This window comes from Serratia nevei, assembly GCF_024160145.1.
In the GTDB taxonomy this organism is placed as follows: Bacteria; Pseudomonadota; Gammaproteobacteria; order Enterobacterales; family Enterobacteriaceae; genus Serratia; species Serratia nevei_A.
Window position 1 is genome coordinate 54,685 of the sequence record NZ_JAMYWQ010000005.1, and the last position, 15,604, is coordinate 70,288.

At 53.7% G+C, this 15,604-nt stretch carries 14 protein-coding genes and 4 pseudogenes; 8 read left to right on the forward strand and 10 right to left on the reverse strand.

The window, feature by feature from the left end; all coding sequences use genetic code 11:
- Positions 1 to 83: 83 nt before the first annotated feature.
- The 4 genes from potF to M6G53_RS05820 all read right to left on the reverse strand — a co-directional run bounded on the left by potF (position 84) and on the right by M6G53_RS05820 (position 3,488).
- Entirely contained in the window at positions 84 to 1,193 is a 1,110-nt protein-coding gene (potF, locus tag M6G53_RS05805) for a spermidine/putrescine ABC transporter substrate-binding protein PotF (RefSeq protein ID WP_253329696.1), read from the reverse strand.
- Between the two features lie 405 nt (positions 1,194 to 1,598).
- Entirely contained in the window at positions 1,599 to 2,078 is a 480-nt protein-coding gene (locus tag M6G53_RS05810) for a type III secretion system chaperone family protein (protein WP_004938666.1), read from the reverse strand.
- Between the two features lie 136 nt (positions 2,079 to 2,214).
- Positions 2,215 to 3,117, reverse strand: coding sequence for a 30S ribosomal protein S6--L-glutamate ligase (gene rimK, locus M6G53_RS05815; RefSeq protein ID WP_033637810.1), 903 nt, complete (start codon positions 3,115 to 3,117; stop codon positions 2,215 to 2,217).
- A gap of 56 nt (positions 3,118 to 3,173) precedes the next feature.
- Positions 3,174 to 3,488 (reverse strand): YbjC family protein, encoded by a 315-nt coding sequence (locus M6G53_RS05820; RefSeq protein WP_253329698.1) that lies wholly within the window; start codon positions 3,486 to 3,488, stop codon positions 3,174 to 3,176.
- Positions 3,489 to 3,718: 230 nt separating this feature from the next.
- Here M6G53_RS05820 and M6G53_RS05825 point away from each other — a divergent pair, with 230 nt between their 5' ends.
- On the forward strand, positions 3,719 to 3,982 hold the full coding sequence (locus M6G53_RS05825; RefSeq protein WP_004938676.1) for a GrxA family glutaredoxin: 264 nt from the start codon (positions 3,719 to 3,721) through the stop codon (positions 3,980 to 3,982).
- 39 nt (positions 3,983 to 4,021) lie between these two features.
- Here M6G53_RS05825 and M6G53_RS05830 read toward each other — a convergent pair whose 3' ends face one another.
- The gene (locus M6G53_RS05830; protein ID WP_086579328.1) at positions 4,022 to 4,411 is read right to left on the reverse strand and encodes an inner membrane protein YbjM; all 390 of its coding nucleotides are present in this window, start codon (positions 4,409 to 4,411) and stop codon (positions 4,022 to 4,024) included.
- Positions 4,412 to 4,705: 294 nt separating this feature from the next.
- On the opposite strand from M6G53_RS05830, the gene M6G53_RS05835 reads away from it, so the two are divergent.
- The gene (locus tag M6G53_RS05835; RefSeq protein ID WP_072008430.1) at positions 4,706 to 6,394 is read left to right on the forward strand and encodes an aspartate:alanine antiporter; all 1,689 of its coding nucleotides are present in this window, start codon (positions 4,706 to 4,708) and stop codon (positions 6,392 to 6,394) included.
- Positions 6,395 to 6,682: 288 nt separating this feature from the next.
- On the opposite strand, the gene M6G53_RS05840 is transcribed toward M6G53_RS05835, so the two are convergent.
- Together M6G53_RS05840 and M6G53_RS05845 are read right to left on the reverse strand one after the other, a co-directional pair.
- Entirely contained in the window at positions 6,683 to 6,901 is a 219-nt protein-coding gene (locus M6G53_RS05840) for a DNA-binding transcriptional regulator (RefSeq protein WP_072265518.1), read from the reverse strand.
- 99 nt (positions 6,902 to 7,000) lie between these two features.
- Positions 7,001 to 7,468: pseudogene (locus M6G53_RS05845) on the reverse strand (phage late control D family protein); the annotation flags it as partial.
- Between the two features lies 1 nt (position 7,469).
- Between M6G53_RS05845 and M6G53_RS05850 the strand changes: the two are divergent.
- The 6 genes and pseudogenes from M6G53_RS05850 to M6G53_RS05875 form a co-directional block, all read left to right on the forward strand.
- Positions 7,470 to 8,657 (forward strand): annotated as a pseudogene (locus M6G53_RS05850) (terminase large subunit domain-containing protein); the annotation flags it as partial.
- Positions 8,657 to 9,702 (forward strand): annotated as a pseudogene (locus M6G53_RS05855) (phage portal protein). The pseudogenes M6G53_RS05850 and M6G53_RS05855, both read left to right, overlap by 1 nt.
- A 367-nt stretch (positions 9,703 to 10,069) precedes the next feature.
- Positions 10,070 to 10,333 (forward strand): XRE family transcriptional regulator, encoded by a 264-nt coding sequence (locus tag M6G53_RS05860; RefSeq protein WP_253329700.1) that lies wholly within the window; start codon positions 10,070 to 10,072, stop codon positions 10,331 to 10,333.
- 47 nt (positions 10,334 to 10,380) lie between these two features.
- Positions 10,381 to 11,679 (forward strand): dTDP-4-dehydrorhamnose 3,5-epimerase family protein, encoded by a 1,299-nt coding sequence (locus M6G53_RS05865; RefSeq protein WP_253329702.1) that lies wholly within the window; start codon positions 10,381 to 10,383, stop codon positions 11,677 to 11,679.
- Positions 11,680 to 11,685: 6 nt separating this feature from the next.
- Positions 11,686 to 12,903 (forward strand): MFS transporter, encoded by a 1,218-nt coding sequence (locus tag M6G53_RS05870; protein ID WP_253329704.1) that lies wholly within the window; start codon positions 11,686 to 11,688, stop codon positions 12,901 to 12,903.
- 631 nt (positions 12,904 to 13,534) lie between these two features.
- Positions 13,535 to 13,864, forward strand: a pseudogene (locus M6G53_RS05875) (tyrosine-type recombinase/integrase); the annotation flags it as partial.
- 132 nt (positions 13,865 to 13,996) lie between these two features.
- On the opposite strand, the gene M6G53_RS05880 reads toward M6G53_RS05875, so the two are convergent.
- The 3 genes from M6G53_RS05880 to M6G53_RS05890 form a co-directional block, all read right to left on the reverse strand.
- Positions 13,997 to 14,302 carry a hypothetical protein gene (locus M6G53_RS05880; protein WP_253329705.1) on the reverse strand — a complete coding sequence of 102 codons (306 nt, stop codon included), beginning with the start codon at positions 14,300 to 14,302 and terminating at the stop codon, positions 13,997 to 13,999.
- A 62-nt stretch (positions 14,303 to 14,364) separates the two neighbouring features.
- Positions 14,365 to 14,715: a hypothetical protein gene (locus M6G53_RS05885; protein WP_253329707.1), complete on the reverse strand. Its 351-nt coding sequence runs from the start codon at positions 14,713 to 14,715 to the stop codon at positions 14,365 to 14,367.
- 182 nt (positions 14,716 to 14,897) lie between these two features.
- Positions 14,898 to 15,590: a beta/alpha barrel domain-containing protein gene (locus tag M6G53_RS05890; protein WP_253329709.1), complete on the reverse strand. Its 693-nt coding sequence runs from the start codon at positions 15,588 to 15,590 to the stop codon at positions 14,898 to 14,900.
- Positions 15,591 to 15,604 lie beyond the last annotated feature (14 nt).

The following is a 15,604-nucleotide window of genomic DNA, read 5'->3' on the forward strand; positions in this document are numbered from 1 at the left end:
CGAGCGCCGTGGCCCAAAACGGCAATGCAGGCGGGGGCCCCGCCTGCCGGTTTACCGACGATCGGGAGATATCTCCCCGATCATCACTTCCCGCTTTTAACTTTAGTCCATGCGCGGGTAATGACACGATCCAGCTTCGGCGACTGCACGTTGAGCGTGAACAGCTTGGCGCGAATGTCTGCCGGCGGATAGACGTTCGGGTTATCCCGCACTTCGGCGTTCACCAGCGGCGTGGAATCCTTCACCGCATTGGCGTAGTAAACGTGATTGCTGATGTCCGCCATCACGTCCGGCTTCAGCAGGAAGTTCAGGAACTGGTAGGCAGCGTCCTTGTTCTTGGCGTCCGCCGGCATGGCGAACATGTCGAAGTAGGTCAGCGCCCCCTCTTTCGGGATCGCATAGGCCACGTTCACGCCGTTTTTCGCCTCTTTGGCGCGGTTGGCCGCCTGCATCACGTCGCCGGACCAGCCGATCGCCACGCAGATATCGCCGTTCGCCAGATCGTTGATGTACTGGGAAGAGTGGAAATAGCGGATGTTCGGCCGCAGCTTCAGCAGCAGATCGTTGGCCGCGCCGGTGTAGTCCGCCGCGTTGGTGCTGTTGGGATCCTTACCCAGGTAGTGCAGCACGGTGGCGTAGACTTCGCTCGGCGCATCAAGGAAGGAGACGCCGCAGCTTTTCAGCTTCTCAAGGTTTTCCGGCTTGAAGATCAGGTCCCAGCTGTTGACCGGCGCGTCTTTCCCCAGCACCGCCTTCACCTTGTCGACGTTATAGCCGATGCCGGTAGTCACCATCATGTAAGGGATGCCGTATTTGTTGCCCTTGTCGTTATGCGCCACCAGCTGCAGCATCTCGGGATCGAGGTTTTTGTAATTGGGGATTTTGCTCTTGTCGAGCGGTTCGAAAATGCCGGCCTGCGACTGACGCTCAAGGAAGTTGGACGAAGGGACCACCAAATCGTAACCGGTGCTGCCCGCCATCAGTTTGCCTTCCAACACTTCGTTGGAGTCAAAGACGTCGTACACCACCTTGATACCGGTTTCTTTCTGGAATTTGGCCAGGGTATCCGGCGCGATATAGTCGGACCAGTTATACACGTGCAGCGTTTTCTCTTCGGCTGACGCCGTGACGGACGCGGCCATCAGCAGGCCGGCAACCACACCCGATAACCACTTTTTACGTTGGGTGACCATCCGTAACTTCCTCCAAAACAGGGTGAATCATAGAATTGAACTTGTATCTGCAGCGATACAAAACCTTTCCTGATTGAGCGCAATCGTTGCAACCGCGAACTGAATGGCTATGCATATGATTGCACGCGCCTTTTTTCACTGCCCTGCTCGCGTGGTCACAAGGGAAATCGCAAGCCCTTTGCAGAATCAGCAGCATAGCCGCTGGCGCAGGAACCCGCCAGCCCCCTGGGGAAAAAACGCCTTTTATCGATTTTTTATGCAGTTTTTCTCTATGTGATACGCCATTAACGGCACAAAAGGCGAGAAAGATCGGGCGGCAAAGGCCAAAGTGCAGAATATCTTATTGCGGAGGGAAATAACGGCGCATGCCGCCGGAACGACGGCATGCTTAAGGTGCGGCGAGGATCAGTGCAGCATCGGCTGGCGCACGGCGCCAGCGGGGATTTCTTCTTCGTCACCCATAAACAGCAGATCGTTCGCCCGCGCCTCGAGGATCACCATCGAGACCTGCTCTTCACCCTGCTGCATAAAGTGGGTGAACTGCTCGTAGGTGATGCCGACGGCTACGCTCAGCGACTGGCAGACGATCAGCTTCGGCAGGTTGTCGTCCTGAATATCGACAAAGGCTTTGATAGTCAGCGAACTGGCGTTGATCTGGCTCAGATCCGCCACCAGCGGGATCAGCGCGGTCGGTTTCACCTCGGCCAGCGCGGAGAACAGGATGACGTTATCCACCAGATCTATCTTGGCGTCGAACACGCCGTCGAAGTTCTGCATGTGCGGCAGGTGCAGTGCCTGGCAGGAATCGCACTCAAAGAAAGAAATGCCCGACTGATCCAGCCAGCGCCGCAACAGCGCCAAATCGGGGACAATGAGTGAATCCATAATAACCAGCCTCACAATATTCAATACGCGAAAAGGCGCATAGCTTACGGAATATTCACCCGATACGCCACGATCAATGCGGCTTAATTCACTAATTAAGATATTGCCCGGCGGGAAGAGCGCGCCGCCCGCCCCGTCAACCGCCGGATTTCAGGCGAAAGCCCGGCCGGCCGCGCTGCTCGATGTATTCGATCATCATGCCGGCGATGTCCAGCCCGGTGGTGGTTTCCACGCCTTCGAGCCCCGGCGACGCGTTGACCTCCATCACCAACGGGCCGCGCTCGGCGCGCAGGATATCCACCCCGGCGACGTCCAGCCCCAGCGTGCTCGCCGCTTTCACCGCGATCGCCCGCTCTCTGGCGGTGATGGTCACTTTGCGCGCGGTGCCGCCGCGGTGCAGGTTGGAGCGAAACTCGCCGGGCTTGGCCTGCCGCTCGATGGCGGCCACCACCCGGCCGCCCACCACCAGACAGCGCACGTCGCGCCCCTGCGCTTCGCGCACGTATTCCTGCACCAGAATGTGGGCATTCAGCCCGCGAAAGGCGTCGATCACGCTTTCCGCCGCCTGGCGGGTTTCCGCCAGCACCACGCCGATGCCCTGCGTGCCCTCCACCAGCTTGACCACCAGCGGCGCGCCGCCGACCAGTTCGATCAGGTCGCCGGTGTCGTCCGGCGAATGGGCAAAGCCGGTGATCGGCAGATCGATACCCTGCCGCGCCAGCAGCTGCAGCGAACGCAGCTTGTCGCGGGCGCGGGTAATCGCCACGGATTCGTTTAGCGGATAGCTGCCGAGCAGCTCGAACTGGCGCAGCACCGCCGTGCCGTAAAAGGTGATGGCAGAGCCGATACGCGGGATCACCGCATCGTAACGCTCCAGTTGGCGGCCGCGATAATGAATGGTCGGCGCCGCCGGATTGATGTTCATGTAGCAGGAGAGCGGATCGATGATATCGATGCTGTGCCCGCGATCTTCCGCCGCTTCACGCAGCCGCTTGCATGAGTAGAGCGTTCCGTCGCGAGAAAGAATGGCAATTTTCACTCGTCACCCCAAAAAGGCCAACGCCTGCGCGGCAGGCGGGTTAGCAGCCGCGGCGCTCAGGCGCGCGGATCGTTGTCCTGATGATTTTTCGATGCGTCCGTCTCCTGCGGCTTGCGGCGATCGTTTTCCGGCGGCAGGCCGCCGCGCATCAGCGGCCCGAAGCCCTGCACCACGCGCCACACCAGAAATGCCGCCGCCGGCACCATCAGCGCCACACCGAGAAAAATCATGCCGACCGCCGCCTGCTGCGACGCCAGCCAGCCCGGCAGCTGCAGGTGGCCGTGAATGCTGAGGTAGGCCAACACCAGCATCACGATGCCCAGCCCTTCCAACACCAGCACCGGGCGCGGTAAGTCACCGAATGAACGCATATTTTTCTTCTCCACAAGGTCTGCCCCCAGTGTAGTGAATTCCCGTCGACGACGACAGCCCCGGCAGACTAATTGGTTACATGAATCAGATTAACAGGTAATTCCTGCTTTTTTTTCACTGCCTCAACGGGCATAGTAGGCGCCATCTGACGCAGGTAATGACTTTTTCGGTGACGGGATGTCGTTGCGGTAGCGAACAATTTATTGAAAATCCAATTAAGGAGCGTTGCATGTTTGCAGTAATCTTCGGGCGTCCTGGCTGTCCTTATTGTGTCCGCGCTAAAGAACTGGCGGAAAAACTGACTGAAGAACGCGACGATTTCAACTTCCGTTACGTTGACATCCACGCGGAAGGCATCACCAAGGCCGATCTGGAAAAAACCGTCGGCAAACCGGTTGAAACCGTGCCGCAGATCTTCCTGGATGAGAAGCACATCGGCGGTTGCACCGATTTCGAAGCTTACGCCAAAGAACACCTGAACCTGTTCCAGTAAGTTTTGGAACGACGAAAAAGGCGCTTAACGCGCCTTTTTTTATTGCCGCTGCCGCCGGTGCAGCTGCTGCAGCGTCTGCAACAGGCCGAGGGCGAACAGCATCAGCATCGCGCCGAACACGCACCAGAACACCGCGCTGGTGGCGTAAGCCAGCTCCTGCCAGAACGAAGAGGACGGCGTCAGCCAGAAATGACGGATCAGCAGGCACAGCGGCAGCGCATACAGTGCCCCCAGCAATGGGCAAAGCAGCCGCTTGCGGCTCGACAGATAGCTGGCGATCGCACCGGGGACAACGAACAGCAACAGACCGGTTTCGCCGTGGTGCTCATGATCCGTGCTGCCGAACAGGCCGGTTTGCTGGCCGAGAAACACCAGGCTGAACAACAGAAAACAGCTGAGAATGCCCAGCCAATATCTATAACTCGTCATGCGAATTCTCCCCCGCCCAATTACTGTATCAATAGAAATCGGCCCGGCCACCCGCGCGGTGACGCTGAACCGAATTTTTTCCTTGGTCAAAAGAGAGTTAAATGCGCCCGGCGGCGCAGGAAATCAGCTTTCTGTGCTGGCTGTCATCGGTCATAGCGTCTAGAATGAACGCCGCCGAACGATGGTTCGCTTCGCCTTCCGCTGCTGGTGATTCATGAGGTCGTTTTAAGGCTGAATTTATCTCTTATAGTTATCTATATCAAGCACTTACTGGTAAACAATAAGTTATCCTCCGTGAACATAAACGTCGCTAGTTTGTTAAACGGTAACTACATTCTGTTACTGTTCGTGGTACTCGCACTGGGGCTGTGCCTCGGTAAACTCCGTCTGGGCTCTGTCCAACTCGGTAATTCCATTGGCGTTTTGGTGGTTTCGCTGCTGCTCGGCCAGCAACACTTCGCCATTAACACCGAGGCGCTGAATCTCGGCTTTATGCTGTTTATTTTCTGCGTTGGCGTGGAAGCCGGGCCTAACTTTTTCTCGATTTTCTTCCGCGACGGCAAAAATTACCTGATGCTGGCGCTGGTGATGGTCGGCTCGGCGATGGTGATCGCCATCGGTCTTGGCAAGCTGTTCCACTGGGACATCGGCCTGACCGCCGGCATGCTGGCCGGCTCGATGACCTCGACGCCGGTGCTGGTGGGCGCCGGCGACACGCTGCGCAACACCATCGTCAATGGCCCGGCGCTGCTGGCGGCGCAGGATCATCTGAGCCTCGGCTACGCCCTCACCTACCTGATCGGCTTGGTCAGCCTGATCTTCGGCGCGCGCTACCTGCCGAAGCTGCAGCACCAGGATCTGTCCACCTCCGCCCAGCAGATCGCCCGTGAACGCGGCCTGGACACCGACAGCCAGCGCAAGGTCTACCTGCCGGTGATCCGCGCCTACCGCGTCGGCCCCGAGCTGGTGGCCTGGGCCGACGGCAAGAACCTGCGCGAACTGGGCATCTATCGCCAAACCGGCTGTTACATCGAACGCATCCGCCGTAACGGCATTCTGGCCAACCCGGACGGTGACGCGGTGCTGCAGGTGGGCGACGAGATCTCGCTGGTCGGCTACCCGGACGCCCACGCACGGCTGGACCCGAGCTTCCGCAACGGTAAGGAAGTGTTCGATCGCGATCTGCTCGACATGCGCATCGTGACCGAAGAGATCGTGGTGAAGAACAGCAACGCGGTGAACAAGCGCCTGAGCCAGCTGAAGCTGACCGACCACGGCTGCTTCCTCAACCGCGTGATCCGTAGCCAAATTGAAATGCCGATCGACGACAGCATCGTGCTCAACAAAGGCGACGTGCTGCAGGTGAGCGGCGACGCGCGCCGGGTGAAGAGCGTGGCGGAGAAGATTGGCTTTATCTCGATCCACAGCCAGGTGACCGACCTGCTGGCGTTCTGCGCCTTCTTCATCATCGGCCTGCTGATCGGCCAGATCACCATTCAGTTCAGTAACTTCTCGTTCGGCATCGGCAACGCCGCCGGCCTGCTGATGTCCGGCATCATGCTCGGCTTCCTGCGCGCCAACCACCCGACCTTCGGCTACATTCCGCAGGGCGCGCTGAACATGGTGAAAGAGTTCGGCCTGATGGTATTTATGGCGGGCGTGGGCCTGAGCGCCGGTGCCGGCATCGGCCACAGCCTCGGGGCGGTCGGCGGCCAGATGCTGATCGCCGGGCTTATCGTCAGCCTGGTGCCGGTGGTTATCTGCTTCCTGTTCGGCGCCTACGTGCTGCGCATGAACCGCGCCCTGCTGTTCGGTGCGATTATGGGCGCCCGCACCTGCGCGCCGGCGATGGAGATCATCAGCGATACCGCACGCAGCAACATCCCGGCGCTGGGCTATGCCGGCACCTACGCCATCGCTAACGTGCTGTTAACGCTGGCGGGTTCACTCATCGTGGTGCTATGGCCGGGCATACTCGGCTGATCGATTAGCGGGAGAGATGAATCGGCGATAAAAATATTTTGATTTTTTTGTCGCCGGCCAGAACTTTCGTTGGGGGCCGCAGTCTGAATTAGTGCCACTGCTTTTCTTTGATGTCCCCATTTTGTGGAGCCCGATAATCCCGCCTTTTAGGTTCAAGATTATCGGGTTTTTTGTTGTCTTGAAAAAACACCCTTATAAAACAATGCAATGCACATAACTACCCTGTGGCGACAAAGTGGCGACAGCCATTTTACGGGCATAAAAAAACCTGCTTTCGCAGGCTTCTTGTTAAATCCAAAGTGTTCCCTGATTGCTTCGCGTTGGGTGTGGCGGAGCAATATCAACTTTGCCCGGTGATACGATCTGCCGCTGAATAGATTCCAACGTCACAAAAGTACAACTGCAATTTATGTTTTGGCATTGATGATAACGCTCTTTAGTGTTCTCACTTAGATACCGGCTTGTGCGGGCATGGGCGGCAGTTCGGCAAAGCGGGCAATGCATCATGTTGATATTCCCTTCTCAATCTCTCATTTGTCGCGATAATACTCCGCCCGATCGAGAACAAAACCACCTTTAAGTGAATTTACAAAGCATCAATTCACATTACGAGACTTCATAAATCACATCCGACAGCAAAACCTCAAACTCCAGCGCCGTCGTAAAGCCTCCGTTACTCAGATTATGAGTGACTTTGCTCACTATCCAGTCTTGCGCATCGATCGCCGCTTTAAACCCGCTGACGCGTACCGGCGTTTCCGGGGTGATGTTGGCCCGGCCCATCGCCAGCGACAGTGAGAACTCAGCCACACCGCGCTGAAGCTTTTCCCACTTGGCCTGTGCGGCGCGCATTGCGGCGGCCTTGGTGGCGTAAATTTTGGTGATCGCAAACACGTTATCGTCAGCCCCCACCAGATAATCGCCTTTCGCCGCCTCCACCGGTTTCCCCGTTTTTTTGCTGCTGCCCGGCTTCGCCTTCGGGTGTTGCAGCGCGCGCAAATGCTGCTCTTTTGGCTTGCGCTGCAGCTTCACTTTCTTCGGCTTCGGCTGTTTGGTATTGAGCCAGCTCGCCGTAGCCAGTAAGGCGCAGGCGCATGTATTCCGCAATTACATCATTGATTTTGCGCGGCTTGTCGAGGTTGACCTGAAAGGCGATCCGATGGTGCTGCCGAACGGCGCCCGCCTGATGTTCCTCGGCACCAACGTGCGCACCGCGCAGAGCTACACCGGCAATCTGTATCTTGATGAGTATTTCTGGATACCGAAGTTTCAGGAGCTGCGCAAAGTCGCCAGCGGGATGTCGCTGCACAAGAAATGGCGCACTACCTACTTTTCCACGCCGTCGAGTCTGGCGCACTCCGCTTATCCGTTCTGGTCGGGGGAACTGTTCAACAAAGGCCGCCGCAGCAAAGCCGATCACGTTCAGCTCGACCTCAGCCACAGCCACCTGTCAAAAGGCGTGCTGTGCGGCGATGGGCAATGGCGCCAGATTGTCACGGTTGAGGATGCGCTGACCGGCGGCTGTAACCTGTTCGACCTCGATCAGCTGTCGCTCGAATACAGCCCGGCTGAGTATCAGAACTTGCTGATGTGTGAATTTGTGGACGATACCGCGTCGGTATTCCCGTTCGCCGAGCTGCAAGGCTGCATGGTCGATACGCTGGAAGAGTGGGAAGACTTCAACCCTTACGCCGTGCGGCCGTTCGGTTATCGCCCGGTGTGGATCGGCTACGACCCATCGGAAGCCAACGGCGGCGACAGCGCCGGGTGCGCGGTGATCGCGCCGCCAATGGTGGCCGGGGGCAAGTTCCGCGTGCTCGAGCGCCACCAGTGGCAGGGCATGAACTTTGCCGCTCAGGCCCAGAAGATTAAAGACCTGACCGAAAAATATTGCGTGGAGTACATCGGCATCGATGCGACCACCGTCGGCCAAGGTGTTTTCCAGTTGGTGCGCGAGTTCTTCCCGGCCGCGCGGGAGATCAAATACACCCCGTAAATCAAAACCGCCATGGTGCTGAAGGCAAAAGACACCATCGGGCGCGGCTGTCTGGAATACGACACCAGCCACACCGACATCACCGCCGCCTTTATGGCGATCCGCAAAACCATGACCGCCAGCGGCGCGCGCTCCACCTACACCGCCAGCCGCAGCGAAGAAGCCAGCCACGCCGATGTCGCGTGGGCAATCATGCACGCCCTCTTAAACGAACCGCTGACCGCAGGCAGCGGCCACAGCAGCCCGAATATTTTGGAGTTTTACTGATGAGCAAGCGCAAAGGCCGCAAGGCATTTACCCCCCGGCACCAGCCCCTGCAACAAAGCAGGAACAGGATTTTGAGGCGTTTACCTTTGGCGAGCCGTCGGCTGTGCTGGATAAGCGGGAAATTCTGGATTACATCGAATGCACGACCAATGGGAAGTGGTACGAACCGCCAATCTCATTCGATGGGCTGGCACGTAGCGTGCGCGCCGCCGTGCATCACAGCTCGCCGATGTACGTTAAGCGCAACATTTTGGCGTCTACATTCATCCCACACCGGCTGTTAAGTCAGCAGGAATTTAGCCGCTATGCGCTGGATTATCTGGTGTTCGGCAACGCCTATTTAGAAGAGCACCAAAACAGGCTCGGCGCGCCGCTGCAGCTGCAGCTGCAGCTGAAATCCTCTCCTGCCAAGTACACGCGGTGCGGTGTGGAGCGCGGCGTTTACTGGTTTGTTCAGGACTGGAAAGGGGCGCACCAATTTGCGCCTGGGAGCGTTTTTCATCTGATTGAACCGGACATTAATCAGGAACTGTACGGCCTGCCGGAGTACCTCAGTGCGCTTAACTCCGCCTGGCTGAATGAGGCGGCGACGCTGTTTCGCCGTAAGTATTACCAGAACGGGGCGCACGCCGGTTACATCCTGTATATGACCGACGCCGCGCAAAGTACCAGCGACGTTGACAGAATGCGCCACGCCATGCGTGACACCAAGGGCTTGGGGAACTTCCGCAATCTGTTCATGTACGCCCCGAATGGCAAACCGGACGGCATTAAAATTTTGCCGCTGTCCGAGGTCGCCACCAAGGACGACTTTTTCAACATCAAGAACGCCAGCCGCGACGATCTGCTAAGCGCACACCGCGTACCGCCGCAGATGATGGGGATTATCCCGAACAATACCGGCGGCTTCGGGGACGTGAAAAAGGCCGCTCAGGTGTTTGTGCGCAACGAGCTAACGCCGCTGCAGGAACGTATGAAAGAGGTTAACGATTGGTTAGGAGAAAATGTGATCTGCTTCAAAGATTATGAATTGCCTTTTGAATGACGAGAGCCGCCTAACGGACGACTTAATTTGTATTGACTCTGACTTGATTTGGCAATGTTATGTGTTTGACCTAGCTCAAACCTGACTGTCAGCAACGGGTAAATAGCGGATAGGTTTTCACTTTTCTTCGTAACGTGGTCTGCCACCCACTACCATACTGTCGTTTTCCATCATCGCACCAGACGGCTAAGTCTGTACAAAACTGTAAATGCTTTATCAAATTTGTTCATTTGCAGGGATTATAGATTTTCTTGACAGTTAAACATTAATAATGCTAAACGTTAGTACGAAACGTCAAAAAATGACATTTCTATAACAAGTTCGTTTTGGTTTTCATAATACCTTCAACTATAAGTAGGGAGTTTTTATGAGCAAAATTAACGATGTTGCACGTCTTTACAAATCGCCTAAGTCTGCAAATGAAAAAAACGTGGAGGGTAACTCTTTCACCGACATGGTATTGCAAACTAAATCTGCAGCCACTGCCGCATTTGATAAACTTGCCTACTTGGCAGGCATAAAAAATGCGCCAGCGGATGACAAATACTCGCAGCTAAATACCAGTAGCCTTAGTGAACTTATGAAAAGCGCAAAAAGCGCCGGGTATGATGTCGAAGTGGTCAATATCTAAAGATCTAAGGCGGCCTTTTTGGCTGCCTTTTTTATGAGGCCATATTTATGAGTGATGTAATCGAACAGCTTAATAAAGAGATAACTATTGACGGGCTGAGCTGGGTTTCCCGTTGGAGAGTCAATAATGGAAAGTCAGACTCTTATGTTGTCCCATTTGTAACCACCCACCCGGTAAATATAGTTTATCACGGTGAACATGAATTTAAATATGGACAGTACGGTATTCACCTTGGGCAACAAGATACGCTAACTTTTCTTGGAAACGAAGACCAGATTATCCTCGCCAAATTTATTGACTGCCGTTCCAGCTCACCTACGTTCCGGACATCACTTGAGTTCAATATAACACCATCATCAGCCAGAACGTTGATTATACCTCCAGGCGTGGCGCACACCTTTCATAATCTGGAAAATATTTTCACCCTAAATTCTTATACTCTTTTCCTTCCAGATATTGATACTTTGTCACGGTCAGATTTGAAGTGGTCTCCGGGAAATGACGTGATAAACATCCCGGAAGATATTTCTCCCGATGACGTCATAGGTTACGCTCCCATGACGGAAGAAGCTGCAGATATTGTTTATCACCGAATTGGTGAATTCCAGCATGATAATCTTAAAAAATACAGATTTCAGCATTCTGAAACCAGAGAGTTCACGCTGGAAGATGGGAGTAAAATAAATCTACGGATCAGGGAAAAATTGAAAGACGAAGAGGTATTGGTTCTTCCTGAATCATCTGTAACAGGCGTTAAGTTTCGAGAGCTCCCATCTGTTAGAACAGGCGAGTACAGTTGTATTGTACCACTGACCAGAAAATCACCAATGTACATTGTTGAACATGGTAATAAACATTACGACTTTGACTCTTATGGGCTACACCTTGGTCAGGAAGATCACCTTACTTTTCTAGGTAAAAAAGATCATAAGATCACTCTGAAATTGGTTGATATGCGAGAAGGCTCTGATACACTTTTTACAGAAGAAGAGATCACTTTTACACCTCACCCTAACGTCGAATTGGTAATTCCCTGCGGCGTTGCTCACGCTCTGATAAATATGGCAGGGGTAATTACGGTTAACAGACCGGTTATTTACCTTAATGATGAAAAAGAATATATACCCGGTCATGACGTTATAGACTGGCCAATAAGCAACCGGAACTATCTGAGTTACAGAACAAACAAGAAGGAAGCAGATACCGATTACTATGCTTTTCTTGTCGCCAAACAGCAGGAGCTGGTCAGAGAAACGCCTACGCATAATACGCCTAAATCCGTGGTTGTGTTTGATGAAAGTTCGGGCAGGCATGTCAAAGTTCTTCTAAAAGAAAAGGTCGGATAATTATCTATGAGCGCCCTGTTTTTTTTTATGCTGTTCTGCGTCATGACTGCAGACGGACTAATGGTTTTTCTTACGCCAGTTCTGGTTTACCAACTCACCGGCAGCATTGAATATTCAGGTCTTTCCTATGCGTTGTGGTGGTTGCCCAGGATACTGATTATTCCTTTCATAGGAAAATACATTGACCAGCTTGGTGTCCGACCTCTTTCTATTTCTTCTGACTTGATAAAATCAGCAGGGTGTCTTTTTCTGGCATTTAGCAGTTTCTCATCCGATTTGAGTGTTGCCGTCGCGTTTGGCATTGTAGGCAGTATAATTTCGATTGGAAACTCTCAGACCATTATTTCATATGAAAAATTAGTTTCAACACTCAGTAACACCAAAGAACATCACGCTAATCTGATATCGCGGATGGATTTTTTTGGGATGGTTGCAGGTCCCCTTATCGGCATGGCATTAATTGAACATGGGTACCGAATGTTGCTGATTTTACCTTGCATTTTATATGTAACCAATGCATTATTTTTCATCTTGAAAAAGAAAGACCTGTGTTATACACATATCGAAAAAGATATTTTATCTGCAGATAAAGATGACGACATAGACAATAAATTCATACAGAATGCAAGGATTGTTATCCTGTCTCCGGTACTGGTGCTAAGTATATTTCTTGCAGCAGGGAATAATATGTTTGATGGACTGGTTGAGTCGAGCGGCACAGCTCTGATTGACAGGGTCATGGGTATGCACATAAAATACTTTGGTCTGATTGATGTGGCTGCAGGAATATTCGGCGTGGTGGGAACTTACCTGTACAGCTCACTGAATACGATGATATCCCGTAAAACTATGCTAATTCTCTCCGTTATAACTATTACGGCAAGTTCACTTTTCATGCTTGCTTACCCCTCACTATTTCCGATTTTTGTCGGGGGTTATGCGCTTTCCATTACAGGTAAGGTTTTTACCGGGAATATATGCAGAATGATCCGTATTGAAACGATTAATCCCTCTAACTTTGCTGGAGCATCTTCAATAATCGTATTACTAAATCAGTCAGTACTTCCTGTCATCGGACTTATTATCTATTTCTCAGGGGACTCAACTAGCCTAATTTATATCTTTATGCTTGTATCAGTAACTATTTCATTTGCAGCAGGAATGTTGCTATTCCGTAATATTATACCAGAGACTGAAAAGCCTGAAACATCTAGAATAACCTAGCCCTATAAGTCATAAATATTTCTTATTTTTTCTTTAGAGTTATTATCGTCGATTTTTAGTACTGCTCAGGGCACTGAGCAGCTACTAGCACATTATGTGTGCTCGAATTTCCCTTAACCTATGTTAGGTAAATGAACACTCCAAGACATCCACAACGTCCGTATCAACATTGAGCGGTAAACACATGCCGACATAAGGGCCTACAGCAGTTCTCCTTCCCACCGCCTGTCCCCCCCTTCAACCACTAAAAACGCCCTCAAGGTGCACTGTGCTCACAGGGTAAACCTTGACAATACCGCTTGCGCGCAATGCTATCCCCGCCTCGCCTGCGCGCTTCATGTGTCGCTTTTAATGCAGTTGCATGATCCGGCGCGATCCGCGCCAGTGCTGGCGCTACGGGGAGAAAAATAACACCGGATCATCATGCGATTTCATGCACTCAATGCATGCATGGGCCATCAGCAGAGAAAAAGGTATGTATTGTACTGATAACGCCCCTCGTCAATCAGCCTGAAAGCGTGGCCGGACTGGTGCTTGATGTAGTAATTCGCCTCTTCAGGCGTTAGGTATGTGCCGAGCCGGTTTGCGGCATGAATGAAATCAACGGTCTTTATGCGGCGGCCTTTGCGAGAGCGTTCCGATCAGTAAAGCATTGTGCAAGAAGTTGATAATGCGGGGCGATGATCGCCTATTCAGCGAATGCTATTTCCGATTCATGGCCGCACTCGAAAACACCAGCATTCAATTGCCCAAAGGCCAGCTAACCCATGTGCTACGCCATACTTTTGCGGCGCACTTTATGATGTCAGGCGGCAACATTCTGGTGTTGCAACGTATCCTCGGCCATCATGATATTAAGATGACGATGCGCTATGCTCACCTTGCGCCGGAACACCTCGAAACCACCCTGCAATTCAATCCGCTGGCGACGATGCCAAGTGGCGACAAAGTGGCGGCATAGGTTGGTAATGCCCGCATTTCCTCACCCTTAATCGGTATAAAAACCCCTTAATAAACAAATAACTTATTGATTTTATTATTGTAATGAGGAAATCGGTTTTTTTGTTGCCTTGAAAAAGCCGTCCGCTGCCCGCTACTGCTTTGTGCGAAGCCAGTTCGTAGCCAGACTCGCCAGAAAACCGGTGACCCAGGCCGCAGCCGCAACAACGAATAATTCGCCCTGTTTGTCACCTCCGAACAAGGCGCATGACGCCGCAAGAAAAAGGTCCGCCACGCCTGACTCAACCGCCTCGGCCGTTTGCCGACCGACAAATTTAATAAACGTCACAAGAAAGAATTTGAACCAGTTAATGATTAACGCCTGCACAAAACTGATGAGATGCATCGGTTGATGCAGAATCGGTGCCTGCTTGTCGATTGCCGAACGCGTCAATGACACGAAGCGTCCGGTTTCCCTAAAGTGACGTTCTTTACCCCCCAGGCCGGCGCCGCAACGCCCGTTTAGAACCGCTGTTTGATAGGTTCATCACTGTTCAGATTGCCGTTGGCCTGCGCTTCTCCGCAGGTGGTGGGGCCAAAGGCCACCACTTTGCCGTCGCTGTTTCTGAAGCCGACGTAGAACGGCGTCACGGTGCCGTTCGGCAATCGGTGGTGATAGTCGTGGCATACGCCCTGGCCGTTCAGCGTCGGCCGGGTGGCGATCGGCGCGCCGAAATCCCGGCTGACCGAGCGCTTGTCGGCGCCGACGTGAAAGGCCTCGGCGATCTTTTGATCGCGCAGCAGGCTGAAGGTATCGCAGCCGGTTAACAACAGGCTCACCGCCACAACGGCACTCCCTAACCCTTTACTCATTTTTCACTCCCTCTATATATATTGAACCTGCGGCAATTACGCTGTTTTGCCGGGTAAACGTCGGCGAGCGCCCAAGGGCGTGCCTGCTCGCTAGAGCATTAAAAAGAGAAGCCATACAAATTAATGATTCAACGAATGAGATAACCGCCCCATCGCCCTGGAAAGAACCGAATGGGAACGCGTTACAGTTTGCGGATCACATTGCCAATCAGGCATTTCACGGCGTTGACTTGCGCCGTCAGCCCCGGCTTGTCGGCGGGAAACACGCCGTCCAGCGCCGCGGTACCGACGGTGAAGCCAACCGCATTGCCCGTCACCACGGCGGCGATGCGATCTTCGCGGTCGATAGAGCCGGCGATATAAACCGGTTTGTCGACCGCATCGCGCACCCGCCGAATCAACGTCGGCACGTCGCCGGCAAAGCGGTAGGCCAGCAGATCCAGCCCTGTCACGCCCGGTAAAGCGGCGCGCTGGCGGGCGCTGGCGACAATATCGTCAATGTCACCTTCCAGCACGCTGGGGTGGCCGCTGATGCGGCCGGCGAACGGATAGTAGCGCAGGCCAGACTGACGAATGATCGGCAGCACGCTTTCCGGCCGCGTTCCCCCCATCAAGACATCAACGCCCAACGCCAGCGCCGCGCGCGCCGAATTCATCTCGCTGTCCTCATCCAGGCTAACCACTTCCAGATAAGCGGTGGCGCCACCGGCGTGGATCGCCTGCGCCAACTGTTTGAGTTGATCCAGCGGCAGGCCGATATCCTTAAAGCCGATATGCTTCACGCCGGCAGCCAGCACCTCGGGTAGCCGCGCTTGCGCATCGGGCACCGTGCTGTCGTTGCGCGTCAGCATGAAAATAAACTCGGGTGTGTGCATGGTGTTTCCTTATT

Bases quoted from the DNA above. Each gene is read 5' to 3' on its own strand.
- potF (WP_253329696.1), bottom strand. From the start codon at position 1,193: ATGGTCACCCAACGTAAAAAGTGGTTATCGGGTGTGGTTGCCGGCCTG.
- M6G53_RS05810 (WP_004938666.1), bottom strand. From the start codon at position 2,078: ATGGATTCACTCATTGTCCCCGATTTGGCGCTGTTGCGGCGCTGGCTG.
- M6G53_RS05820 (WP_253329698.1), bottom strand. From the start codon at position 3,488: ATGCGTTCATTCGGTGACTTACCGCGCCCGGTGCTGGTGTTGGAAGGG.
- M6G53_RS05825 (WP_004938676.1), top strand. From the start codon at position 3,719: ATGTTTGCAGTAATCTTCGGGCGTCCTGGCTGTCCTTATTGTGTCCGC.
- M6G53_RS05830 (WP_086579328.1), bottom strand. From the start codon at position 4,411: ATGACGAGTTATAGATATTGGCTGGGCATTCTCAGCTGTTTTCTGTTG.
- M6G53_RS05840 (WP_072265518.1), bottom strand. From the start codon at position 6,901: ATGATGCATTGCCCGCTTTGCCGAACTGCCGCCCATGCCCGCACAAGC.
- M6G53_RS05860 (WP_253329700.1), top strand. From the start codon at position 10,070: ATGAGCAAAATTAACGATGTTGCACGTCTTTACAAATCGCCTAAGTCT.
- M6G53_RS05865 (WP_253329702.1), top strand. From the start codon at position 10,381: ATGAGTGATGTAATCGAACAGCTTAATAAAGAGATAACTATTGACGGG.
- M6G53_RS05870 (WP_253329704.1), top strand. From the start codon at position 11,686: ATGAGCGCCCTGTTTTTTTTTATGCTGTTCTGCGTCATGACTGCAGAC.
- M6G53_RS05885 (WP_253329707.1), bottom strand. From the start codon at position 14,715: ATGAGTAAAGGGTTAGGGAGTGCCGTTGTGGCGGTGAGCCTGTTGTTA.
- M6G53_RS05890 (WP_253329709.1), bottom strand. From the start codon at position 15,590: ATGCACACACCCGAGTTTATTTTCATGCTGACGCGCAACGACAGCACG.